This is a genomic window from Corynebacterium sp. NML120713 (genome assembly GCF_001875735.1).
Classification (GTDB): domain Bacteria; phylum Actinomycetota; class Actinomycetes; order Mycobacteriales; family Mycobacteriaceae; genus Corynebacterium; species Corynebacterium pseudogenitalium.
In genome coordinates, this window is the sequence record NZ_MLCR01000020.1 from 1 (window position 1) to 12,118 (window position 12,118).

Genomic DNA, 12,118 nt, shown 5'->3' on the forward strand with positions numbered 1-12,118 from the left:
ACGCCTGAAGTGGTGGACCTTCCGGTCTACGGCAGGGAATCCCGATTCAACGAGCACTGTCCCGCCGTAGGCCCAGGCAGGACCTGGAATCCATATCCAAAAAAGCACACATTTTGTCGCTTAACCCACTAACGACGCTCCGCCGACCATCACCGTCACCTCAACGACGACGCACCCGAACGCTCAGCCGCCTGCACCAGTTGACGAACCGGTGGGCGAAGTGGGCGTCGATAAGCTGCTCTCCACTATCGCCGACGAAGTTGCCAACCAGTTCGGCGGCACCGTCGCAGTCGCTGCGGGCGGCGTAGGAAGCAGCGACGACCCAGTGATGCCAGCCTGGTCCACCATCAAAGTCCCCCTCGCAGTTGCCGCGTACCGCGTGGCGCCCGACACCGCGCAGCTCGCAGCACCCGCCGCGATCACCGCCTCAGACAACGACGCCGCGCTGCAACTCTGGAACGCCCTGCCACCCGGTGCCGGCGATACCGTCTTGGCCGAGGGCGGCGTACCAAAAACCATCAACACCGAACGCATCCGGCCCGAGTTCTCAACCTTCGGCCAAACCATGCTCACCGCCGCCGAGGAGTCCACCTTCATGTCCAATCTGAGCTGCCTGAGCGATGCCGGCCCCGTCCTTGAGTTGATGGGGCAAATCGTGCCCGGGCAGGACTACGGCCTTGGACAGCTCTCCAACGCGCGGTTCAAAGGCGGGTGGGGGCCCTCGATGTCCGGTGGATACGAAGTGCGCCAGATGGGACTCGTGTCAAATTCCGCAGAGCAGGACGTTGCTTTGGCTTTGGTCGTTGTCCCCGCCGACGGCAGCTACCAAACCGGCCAAGCCATGGCCAACGCCGTTGCAGAACGGCTCCGGAGCCAGCTGGATCAGCTGCCGGTTGCGGTGTGCTGATCGTTTGATGAGGGTGTCCGCGGGGCGGACAGATCGATCGGGCACTGTGATATTCCGCGGGGCGGACACTATCGGCATTGATACCAAGCCGTTTTTCAATAGGTGAGGTGTCCACGGCGCGGACACTACCCGCACATCCGAATCCCACGCCCTCGAAGATGGACGTCGAAAAGCATCTGCGCACTGTCCGCCCCGCGGACACTGCCGACATTGACGCCGACCCATTTCTCAGCAAGCGAGATGTCCGCCGCGCGGACGGTCCCCTCTGCCTTAAGGAGTCGGTCACGTTATTCCGCCGCGCGGACAACCTGAATGAACCGGTGCAGGGTTTGAACGTGTTGCGAACTGTCCGCCTCGCGGATACCGCATCAAGATCTGTATCGCTGGCGTACGCATTCCGCCGCGCGGACGGTCCCCTCTGCCTTAAGAGGTCGGTCACGTTATTCCGCGGGACGGACACTTCCGCCCCGAGCCGGCCTCGTTCGCTGTCCGCAGCGCGGACACCACCAACAAAAACCACGCCACACCCCTTGACACCACCAATCGAACATGTATACTAAACGAAACAGGCAACACACAAAGGGGGAGTCATGTGTACCACCACCATCGACGCAGAAACAATCGTCAACACCATCCATGTAAGCGCACGCATGTTCGCCTACTCACACGCGGAAATACTCACCGCGATCGCCGAATTCGACACCCATAACCTCGCCGAAGCATATGGCTGTGCTTCTACCGGGGCGTGGCTTGCCAGAGTGCTAAAAATGAAACGCAGCCGCGCCTACGAATACGCCGCTGTGGCACGCAAACTCACCGGCTTTCCCGCCATCCTCACCGCCTTGCGCGCAGGACAGATTGACTACACCAGCGTGCGCTACATGCTCGACTACGCCACGTATGCCAACCAGGCAGAGTTAATCGCAATCGCGACGCATTCGGGCTACCAAGGCTTAGTCACCGCTCTTGCCGGGGCGGACACCACCGAACACCAACCTGCAGATACCGGTGAAGTCTGCGGGCTACATATCCGTGAGGATGGTCAGTATATCCGTGGCTGGTTTTGCATGAACGCTACTGATGGTGCCGCGTTCCAGGCAGCGCTGCGTGCAGGGGCGCACGCGTATGCCGATAGCAATGGGATGGATGAGGCTGATGCGGCGATGATGCGTTCAACGTTTGGTTTGCCGCCGCGTCGCTTGATGCTGCAATCACTGATGGGGATGGTGCACATGGTGCGCACTGGGGCTGCCAAGCATGCCACGATGGCGCCGGCCGCACAGGTGATGGTGCATATGACTACTGATGGGCGAGCGTTTTTACCGAATCACATGGCCGCTCCTGCCGCACGGCTAGCCAATCTGGTGGATCATGGGGATTTGATGGGTGTGCTCTATGACGCCGACGGGCAGGTGATCAAGTTTGGGCGCAAACGCCGTTTGGCAAGTAGCAAGCAGGTGCAGGTGTTGTTAGGGATGTGGGGGCACAAGTGTGCGGTGCCTGGGTGTGGGCATACCAGGTTTTTGCAGATGCATCACATTCGGGATTGGGCCGAAGGAGGTGCAACGGATATAGAGAATCTTGTGCCGTTGTGCTCTAGGTGTCATTCGTTGGTCACGGATGGGTTTATTCGGGTGGTCAAGCCTGGTCCGACGTTGTATTTCCGGTTTGTAAGTGGAGAGCAGTGGGTGTTTGCACCTGGTCGGGTGGGGTATCGCGATGATGCTGCGGAAATTGAGATGGATGGCGCAGGTGTGGATTCGTTTGCGGATGAAGCCGCACCGACGTGGGATTGGGACACACCCAAGGTTTAAGCACGTCGGCGCATCTTTCTACGGCAGCATTGACTGAATCTGCTTCATGAGCTGAGGGTTCGTAGCGACGACACCACCAACCAACGCGATGATGCCCAGAATTACCAGTGCGGCGATTCCACCCTTCGAGGAACCGGAGGCGCTGCCACCTTCTTCAGTTGGGGGCTCGGACTGCGTGCTAGCCGCCGGAGTTGTTTCGGACGGGGCTGTAGGCGTTGTTGCCTCGTCGGACGGCTTGGCTGGGACCGAAGTTTGACGCGGAGACTCGGCAGCTGGGGTCGTCCCTTTCGGCTTCTGCGGGGCTGACGTAGCTGACGTCGAGGGCACCGTCGTCTTAGATGGTCTTGCCGGGACCTTTGTTTGCGTTGACGGAGCTGCGGGAGCTGTCGTCTTGGCTGGGCGAGGCTTCGGCACTGAAAGGGTGATCGTCTCGGAAGCTTGATTGCCGGCTTCATCCGTGGCGGTGATGACTACACGGTGTGTGCCCGAATCTTTGGTCGAACCAACAATCCGGTTCCCTTTATGTCGCAGTCCGGCTGGCAGGCCGGTCACGGACAACGCCGTCTTGGTTGCGTCCTCGACTCGGATCGGCAGGTCGAACTTAGTTGCCGCAGGCGGGTTGTGGTCAACCAAGATGCGAGGCAAGACGGTGTCCACCACGCGGAATTCGATGACACCGTCTCCAGTATTTCCAGCCCTATCAGAAGCTGTGACAAAAGCTTGGAAGTATCCAAGCGATGAAGGAGTACCGCTGATTGTGCGAGAGTTTTCGTTGAAGCGCAGGCCGTGAGGGAGGCCCGAAACGGTAACCCGCTTCAGTCCCACGCTGTCTGTTGCATTAACAACATACGAAAACGGTGAACCGACTTCGGACGAAAACTCAGCGTTTTGCACTGTTGGGGAGGTGGTGTCTTCCACAATCAATTCGAGCCCAGCTTCGGACGTATTGCCGCCGGCATCGGTAGCGATGACGGTGACGGAATGCGTACCAACCGCGTCGGTGACGCCATCGATGGCTCTGTTGCTTTCGTCATAGAAAAGTCCGCGGGGAAGACCCTCGACGCATACGTCGACAGGTGTTGCGTCGTCAACCTCAATGCTGATGGAGTCATTGAATTCCGAATTGGCTTCCCAGCGAGCGTTGCTCCGCACGTTGATGGTCGGCTTCTTCGTGTCGCGCACCTCGAGCGGGATGGTCGCCGTCGCGCTATTGCCGGCGGGGTCCGTGGCGGTTACGTGGATGTCGTGCGTTCCGACTGCGTTGGTCTGCCCGTGAATGTGTTCCTCATGTGACGTGAGGTCATCGGGGAGAGCGCTGACTGTCACGTTGGGGGAATAGCCGCTGTTGTCGGTTACTGGAATCTCAAGGTCGGCGTACTCGCCGGCCTCCAGGACCAGCGCAGTGGTATCGATCACGGGCGGAGTGGCGTCGTTAATCTGGAAACTGATACTGCTCGATTTTTCGTTCCCACGTGCGTCGCGTGCCGTCACGGTTGCATCTTGTTCCCCTGGCTTCGTCGGCGTCCCTCGAACAGTGACGGTGGCGCGGAGCCGTGGTTCGTCGTACTGAATGTCCGCATACAGACCTTCTGGCAGGTCGGTTACCTCGACGGTCAGCTCGTTGTACTCGTCCGTGATGGTGAATTCGAAGGGTTCAATCTCGGCATCGGAGTCGAATTCTTTCTTTTCGACGTCCTCAACCACGGGAGCGGTCTCGTCAGTTGCCTTCGCGTACTCGTAGAGAAGGTCTTCCTGCCAGCCCTCTGGAAGCTCAATCGGATTAGTCTCGAGAAGGCTTTGAACTTCAATGCCCTTCACGTTGCCGTTCTCGTTGTAGTAGATCCCGGAAACCAGGCCGGCAACGTCGTCGCCGATGGTGACCGGCGTGTTCACCTCCGGCTCAAAATCCCCGTCAGGGAGGAGAAGGATCGCGTCGCCGACTGTGCCTGCCACCGTCAACGAACGCCAGTCGATGCTAGCCGTGTCACCAAGGTGTACCTGGTCGGTCGAAAGGAGCTCCCCAGGTGCATCAGGGTTTTCGCCCAACCGCGTGCCATCTGGGGCCTGGATGTAGGGGAGCTGCGCATCATAGAAGCTACCGATTTCGGCCAGTGCCCAGTGCTTGGGCCACCCGTATGTCGTAGAAACTCCGCGCGCGCCGCCCGGCCCGGTGCACGCGGGACTGGTGTAGATCCGCTGGTGGACGTGATCGATGTATTTCGCTGTGCACTCCTGGTCGAGGAAGAGGTCGCGATCATTGTCGTCGAGCCCCACGGTGTCGCCTTGGTTGACCGCGACGGGGTTCTCGGCCTCGTCCTGGGCCTTTTGGTATGCGTCCCACTGTTGCATCGCGAGGCCCGAATAGTTCACGTACTCGTTGCTAGTTGGAGTTTCTTCCCATCCGACAGCAATACCGTACTTGTGGGCTTGACCTTCTGGGACATCGTCACTCCCGGAGTTCACCCCGATAAAGTGTTTTTTGCCTTCGTCATCGACGATCCAGTTCGGCCCACCGGAATCTCCCTCATGCATCGGATTTTGTTGTGTGAGGAGGATGACGTTATTAATCACGCCCATGACGTAGTTCTCCATCACGTGGCCGGTTGTTTGACCGAAGCCGTACACCATCTGTCCGACGCGAAGCATCGACGGTAGGAGAACGCTGTCGGAGGAGTAGCGATTCTCCCCGAGCAATGCCGAGCGGTTTTCGGGGATATCGATATAGCCCCAGTCTTTGCTCATGGTGCTGTTGGTGAGACTTCCCTCGAAGTCGAACTCAGTCACCATCGTGCCCAGGTAATAGTTCCTTTTTTGTGTGTCGGTGAAGTAGAGAGGGCCGCCATCGCTGCAGTGACCAGCTAAGAAAATACGGCTGTTGGACTTATCGATGTATCCGACGGTGCAACGATGACCGTTGTTAAAAATCTTGTCACCCTGGTTAATCGTGCTTACTTCGCCCGGAGCATATGACAGCATGGATTCACGCTCGAGGAGTAACGCCACTTTGTTCGGTTCGCTTGTCGGAGGAACTTCTGGGTCTGCGAGGAGGACGAGTCCCTGTCTGTGGTCGTCGTTGCTAAAGACGCTCTCATACATCCCGAGGTAGCGGCCGCCGACTGAAACTGGGGCGCCATGTGTCAAATACGCATGGCTCGGAAGCGTAATCGCCAGGAAACCTTCGGTGGTGTTCTCAATCGTTGCATCGTAGTCTTCCCGTGGGCCGTGAACGGTCACGGTATCCCCGGCCGAGAGGTACGAACCGAGAATTGGCTCAGCTGACTCACCGACTTGTGGAAGCAGCGAGTCCGGGATCGCGTAGGATGCGAAGCGATTCCGGAAGAGATCTTTGTTGCGAGAAAAATCGGTCTGCCTGTCCTCGAAGTAGTGTATGGAGCCCTCGGAGTCGCGGTAGTACAAGAAATGCCCTTCGCCGCAAAGCGCATCGGTGTACACGCGCCCGTCGGCGATGTGGGCAACTTGGCAAAAGTACTCAGCGCCACCCTTTGAGAATGAGAGCTCATCCCGCTGCTCGAACAGCTCCTCATGCTGATCGGGCACCCACTGGCTCGTGGTCTGGGCTGTGGCGTCGGGCGGGGAAATGACAGTGGCGCTCATCGCGAAGGCTGTGAAAAGGGCGATAAGCGTCTTACCAGGTCGAAGGCTTCGCATGAATTAAATGTACAGAATCTTCACGAGCTTCTCACAGTTTTGGTATAGGAGATGCGTCACGAAGTCCGAGCATGCGCTTGACCACGTTCTCGGCAGAGATGAGGCACATGGGCACACCGACGCCAGGAACGGTGGTTTGCCCGGCGTAGTACAGGTTGTCCACTTTGGCGGAAATGTTGCGACCGCGGAAGAACGCGGATTGCCGCAGGGTATGTGCAGGCCCGATGGCGCCACCTGCGAAGGAGTAGTAGCGTCCGGCGAAGTCGGCGGGGCCGATAGTTCGCTTCACGACGACCCGTTCCCGCAGGTCAGCGACACCAGTGCGTGCGACGATGAGGTCCAGTGTCGCGTCAACGATGGCGGCGACGCGCGGGGACTCTGCAGCGCCGTACGCGTCCCCGTTCCCGATCGACGGGTCAGCCGCAACCGGGATGAGCACGAACAGATTCTCACACCCGGCGGGCGCGACAGTCGGGTCCGTGGCGGAGGGCTTGCACACGTAGATCGAGCGCGATGCGTCACGCGAGCCACTGCTGTCAGCAGGGAACACGGCGTCGAAGTCTTCGTCCCAATCCTCGGAAAAGAACAGCGTGTGGTGAAGCAGTTCCGGCAGCGCACCGCGCACACCAATGAGCGCGAGCACGCAGCTCACACCTGGGTTGTGGCGCTTGAAGTGCGCCTCGGAATAGGAGCGCGCGGACTCGGGGAGCAACGAAGCCTCGGTGTGGTGCAGGTCTCCGGCGGCGACGACGGCGTCGGCAGGCAGGAAGCGTTCTCCGCTGTCGCTGAGCACGTGGATGCCGGTGGTGGAGCCGTCGATAACTTCGATGCGGGTCGCTTCGTGCTCGAGCAAAAACTCGACGCCGTGCGCGCGGGCGAGTCGCTCGAGCGCCGTGACGATGCCGCTGAATCCGCCTTGTGGGTAGCGCACGCCGAGGGTCAGGTCGGTGTGGCTCATCAGGTGGTACAGGCTCGGGGTGTCGCGCGGCTGTGAGGACAGGAACACCGCCGGGTACTGCAGGATCTGGCGCAGGCGGGGGTCGCGGAAGCGTCTGTCCACGTAGCGCTGCAGCGGCTGGAGCAGCAACACCGCGAGGGTGAATGCGCGGGAGACGACGTCGCGGTGCAGGAACGGCCGCAGGGAGCTGAACGTGGTGTAGAGGAATCGGTCGAGCGCGATGTTGTAGATGTCGGCGGCGCTGGCGAGGTAGTCGCGCAGCGCGTCACCCGCGCCGGGCTCGAGGGATTCGAAGAGGTCGGCGACGGCGTCGGTGCCGAAGGGGACGTCGAGAAGCGGGCGGTGTTCGGGGTAGATGCGGTAGCCGGGGTCGAGCAGCTGGAGGTCGAGCTTGGCCGCGGTGGAGGTGCCCATGAGCTCGAAGAAGTGGTCGTAGGCCTCGGGCATGAGGTACCAGGAGGGGCCGGTCTCGAAGCGGAAGCCGTCGATGCGCAACTCGTCCGCGCGCCCGCCGAGGTGCCCATTCTTCTCGACGACCACCACCGCCGCACCGCGCTTCGCCAGCAGGCACGCTGTTGCCAGGCCTGCGATTCCCCCGCCGATGATGACAACGCGCTCCGTCACTGCAGCCTCCTTCCCGTCGCCGCCGTCCGCGCGATGATGGCTGCTTTCCGCGGCGCGGACACCCGGACTCGTTCGGTGAGGATGGCTTCTGGTGGCGTGTCCGCGAGCAAGTCGGTGAGCGCTTCGAACAGGTTCGCCGCTACCGCGACGGCGACACCGCAGCGCTTGGGCAGCGCGGGGATGGCGGACCACGCGGCGTCGAAGTCGTGGCGGATGTCCGCGAGAATCGCGTCTCGGCCGGCCTTGGTTAGCGGGTAAGAAGCTTGCGGGAAGTAGTTACGGGCGAGCCGGTTGGTGTCGTCGGCGTAGTCGCGCAGGAAGTTCACCTTCTGAAACGCGGCCCCCAGCGCCCGCGCACCTTCCTGCAGCTTGCTGTACTCGGCCTGGGGAGGGCGTCGGCCCCCGAAGAAGACATCCACGCACAGCAAACCGATGACCTCGGCGGAGCCGTAGATGTATCGCTCGACGGACTCCTCCGTGTGCGCCTCGCCGGTTACGTCGTGGCGCATCGAGGTGAAGAACGCAGCGAGGTGGGCGTCATCGAAGTTGCAGCGGCGAGCGGTATCGGCGAAGGCGTGCAGGATCGGGTCGGTGTGGAACGTGGTTGCTGTGGCGCTGCGGACGCGCTGCTCGTAGTCCTTGAGGGCTGCCGCGCGCTCGGGGGAGGGGGTGGCGCCGTCCACAATTTCGTCGGCGATGCGCACCACCGCGTAGAGGTTGCGGATGTCGGTTCGCTGCGGCTCGGGAAGTAGTCGCGTGGCGGCGCCGAAGCTCGTCGAATAGCTGCCAATGACCTCGCTCGCGGCGCGCCGTGCCATGTGGCTGTAGCGTTGCTGCGGGCTGGGGTGGGAGCGAAACATTGGTGGGCTTTCAGGTCATCGGAAGTGATTTTTCATAGTCTAGGCTACATGTGGACCCGCGGTGGGAGCCGTGCTGGGAATACCACGCGTGTAACTACTATATGTAGTATCACTTGCAGAAATATCACCCAAGGTATAGTGTCTTCTCTTGTAGCGCCGATCAAGACGGCGCGGGGAAAACTCCCGAAATAGTCTTCATTTTATGTAGAGAGAGAGCCCACAGGTTATGTCTATTACCGTTTACACCAAGCCGGCGTGCATGCAGTGCAAAGCAACTACCAAAGCACTCGAAAAAGCAGGGCTGGAGTACGACCTCGTAGATATCTCCGTCGACGACGAAGCGCGTGACTACGTCCTCGCGCTCGGCTACCTCCAGGCACCAGTCGTTGAGGTAAACGGCGAGCACTGGTCTGGGTTCCGCCCGGAGCGCATCCGTGGCCTGGCTGCGGCTTAACTCTTCCGACGTCTCACGCCGCTAGTGTTTTACACATTGGCGGCTCTTTTTATGTAGAGGGCATCCAACATGTTGATCGTGTACTTCTCGTCGTTGACAGAGACGACGAAGCGGTTCGTCGATAAGGTGAGGCTTCCGGCACAGCGTATTCCGTTGCGGCGCACGGACCCAGCACCAATTATCGACGAGCCCTACGTCCTCATCTGCCCGACCTATGGCGGGGGCGTATCGATGACGCACGTGAACACCAAACCTGTCCCGCCGCAGGTCATCAAGTTTTTGAATGACGAACACAACCGCAGCTATATCCGTGGCGTCATCGCGTCTGGCAACTCCAACTTTGGCACGGACTACGGCCTGGCTGGTGACGTAATATCGGAGAAGTGCAACGTCCCGTACCTTTTCCGCTTTGAGCTGCTGGGTACTGATGACGACGTGCTTCGCGTGCGCAACCAGCTGATCGAGCACGCCGACCGCCTCGGTTTGCTGCCGCTGACCCCCGAGCAGGAAGACGCGCTAGAGTCGGTTGGGCAGCTGCCGGGGCAGGAAAACGCACAACGCTTAGCGCAACTGCGCGAGAAATATACAAATAAATACCGTAACGCCGATCGTTAATCAACGCTGAACCATCAAGAGGATATCTGTGTCTACGAACCCTATTCATGGCAAGAATGTGCCGGAGCCAGTCAACGAGGCTGACAAGCTGGACTACCACACGCTCAACGCGCTACTGAACCTGTACGACGAAAACGGCCAGATCCAGTTCGATAAGGACCGCGAGGCTGCGAATCAGTTCTTCCTGCAGCACGTGAACCAGAACACGGTGTACTTCCACGACCTCGAAGAGAAGATGAAGTACCTGGTGGACAACAAGTACTACGAGCCCGAGGTTATTGAGGCATATGACTGGGAGTTCGTGAAGGACACGTTCAAGCGTGCGTATGCCTTTAAGTTCCGCTTCAAGTCCTTCCTGGGCGCGTACAAGTACTACACCTCCTACACGCTGAAGACATTCGACGGTCGCCGTTACCTCGAGCGCTTCGAGGACCGCGTGGCGATGACCGCGCTCTTCCTCGCTGACGGCAGGGAAGAGGTAGCATCCGCACTGGTCGACGAGATCATGACGGGCCGCTTCCAGCCAGCGACGCCGACATTCCTCAACGCAGGCAAGGCGCAGCGCGGCGAGCTCGTGTCTTGCTTCCTGCTGCGCATCGAGGACAATATGGAGTCCATCGGCCGTGCGATTAACTCCTCGTTGCAGCTGTCGAAGCGCGGCGGCGGCGTAGCGTTGCTGCTGTCGAACATTCGTGAGGCCGGCGCGCCCATTAAGCACATCGAGAACCAGTCGTCTGGTGTGATTCCAGTGATGAAGCTGCTGGAGGACTCCTTCTCCTACGCAAACCAGCTCGGCGCACGCCAGGGCGCAGGTGCTGTGTATCTCAACGCGCACCACCCTGACATCATGAAGTTCCTGGACACCAAGCGCGAAAACGCTGACGAGAAGATTCGTATTAAAACGCTCTCGCTGGGCGTCGTCGTCCCAGACATCACCTTTGAGCTGGCGAAGCGTAACGACGACATGTACCTGTTCTCGCCGTACGACGTCGAGCGCGTCTACGGCGTTCCGTTCGCCGACATCTCCGTCACCGAGAAGTACGAAGAGATGGTGGAAGACCCGCGCATCCACAAGTCGAAGATTAATGCGCGTCAGTTCTTCCAGACGCTGGCGGAGATCCAGTTCGAGTCCGGCTACCCGTACATCATGTTCGAGGACACCGCGAACCGAGCGAACCCGGTCAAGACTGGCCGCATTAACATGTCCAACTTGTGCTCCGAGATCCTGCAGGTCAATTCCCCGTCGGAGCTCAACGCTGACCTGACGTACGCGAAGGTCGGCCACGATATTTCCTGCAACCTTGGCTCCTTGAACATTGCGATGGCGATGGATTCCGACGACTTCTCCCGCACCGTCGAGACCGCAATCCGCGGTCTTACGGCGGTGGCGGACAAGACGTCGATTGACTCGGTGCCGTCGATCCGTGAGGGTAACGACGCCTCCCACGCCATCGGCCTGGGCCAGATGAACCTGCACGGATTCCTTGGCCGCGAGCACATCCACTACGGCTCAGAGGAAGGCCTCGACTTCACGAACGCCTACTTCGCGGCCGTGATGTACGAGTGCATCAAGGCATCGCACAAGATCGCAGTGGAGACGGGCAAGAAGTTCGAAGACTTCGAGCGCTCCGAGTACGCCACCGGCGAGTTCTTCGACCGCTACAACCCGGAGGATTTCCAGCCGAAGACGGAGAAGGTCAAGGCGCTGTTCGAAAAGTCGACGATTGCAGTGCCGACGGCCGAAGAATGGGCAGCACTGAAAGAAGCGGTCGCTCGCGACGGCATCTACAACCGCTACCTGCAGGCAATCCCGCCGACCGGCTCGATTTCTTACATCAACAACTCAACCTCCTCGATCCACCCGATCGCGTCGAAGATTGAGATCCGTAAGGAAGGCAAGATCGGTCGCGTCTACTACCCGGCGCCTCACCTGAACAACGACAACACCGAGTACTTCGACGACGCCTACGAGATCGGCTTCGAGAAGATCGTCGACACCTACGCTGTCGCTACGAAATACGTCGACCAGGGCCTGTCGCTGACCCTGTTCTTCAAGGACACGGTGACGACGCGCGACCTGAACCGCGCGCAGATCTACGCATGGCGCAAGGGAATTAAGTCCCTGTACTACATCCGCCTGCGCCAGATGGCCCTGGAGGGCACCGAGATCGAGGGCTGCGTATCCTGCATGCTGTAAGCGCTGGTTGAGAACAGTGC

Annotated in this window: 7 protein-coding genes and 1 pseudogene; 5 read left to right on the forward strand and 3 right to left on the reverse strand. The window is 59.9% G+C overall.

Annotation, left to right across the window (positions count from 1 at the left end):
* The first annotated feature begins 211 nt into the window (after positions 1-211).
* Together BJP06_RS09925 and BJP06_RS09930 are read left to right on the forward strand one after the other, a co-directional pair.
* Positions 212-907, forward strand: a complete 696-nt coding sequence (locus BJP06_RS09925; protein ID WP_071573740.1) for a hypothetical protein — start codon at positions 212-214, stop codon at positions 905-907.
* A gap of 590 nt (positions 908-1,497) precedes the next feature.
* A complete protein-coding gene (locus BJP06_RS09930; protein ID WP_071573741.1) occupies positions 1,498-2,721 on the forward strand; it encodes an HNH endonuclease signature motif containing protein in 1,224 nt (407 codons plus the stop codon).
* An 18-nt stretch (positions 2,722-2,739) separates the two neighbouring features.
* Here BJP06_RS09930 and BJP06_RS09935 read toward each other — a convergent pair whose 3' ends face one another.
* Genes BJP06_RS09935 through BJP06_RS09945 form a run of 3 tightly spaced genes read right to left on the reverse strand, consistent with a single transcriptional unit; the run spans position 2,740 to position 8,790 of the window.
* The gene (locus BJP06_RS09935) at positions 2,740-6,390 is read right to left on the reverse strand and encodes a putative Ig domain-containing protein (protein ID WP_143110620.1); all 3,651 of its coding nucleotides are present in this window, start codon (positions 6,388-6,390) and stop codon (positions 2,740-2,742) included.
* A 31-nt stretch (positions 6,391-6,421) separates the two neighbouring features.
* Positions 6,422-7,972, reverse strand: coding sequence for a phytoene desaturase family protein (gene crtI / locus BJP06_RS09940; protein ID WP_071573743.1), 1,551 nt, complete (start codon positions 7,970-7,972; stop codon positions 6,422-6,424).
* Positions 7,969-8,790: a phytoene/squalene synthase family protein gene (locus BJP06_RS09945; protein ID WP_071573744.1), complete on the reverse strand. Its 822-nt coding sequence runs from the start codon at positions 8,788-8,790 to the stop codon at positions 7,969-7,971. The genes crtI and BJP06_RS09945 overlap by 4 nt, the downstream gene beginning before the upstream one ends.
* Positions 8,791-9,058: 268 nt before the next feature.
* On the opposite strand from BJP06_RS09945, the gene nrdH reads away from it, so the two are divergent.
* The 3 genes and pseudogenes from nrdH (at position 9,059) to nrdE (ending at position 12,098) form a co-directional block, all read left to right on the forward strand.
* On the forward strand, positions 9,059-9,286 hold the full coding sequence (nrdH, locus tag BJP06_RS09950; RefSeq protein WP_070361976.1) for a glutaredoxin-like protein NrdH: 228 nt from the start codon (positions 9,059-9,061) through the stop codon (positions 9,284-9,286).
* A gap of 69 nt (positions 9,287-9,355) precedes the next feature.
* Positions 9,356-9,778 (forward strand): annotated as a pseudogene (nrdI, locus tag BJP06_RS09955) (class Ib ribonucleoside-diphosphate reductase assembly flavoprotein NrdI); the annotation flags it as partial.
* A gap of 151 nt (positions 9,779-9,929) precedes the next feature.
* Positions 9,930-12,098 carry a class 1b ribonucleoside-diphosphate reductase subunit alpha gene (gene nrdE, locus BJP06_RS09960; protein WP_070361978.1) on the forward strand — a complete coding sequence of 723 codons (2,169 nt, stop codon included), beginning with the start codon at positions 9,930-9,932 and terminating at the stop codon, positions 12,096-12,098.
* Positions 12,099-12,118: the final 20 nt, after the last annotated feature.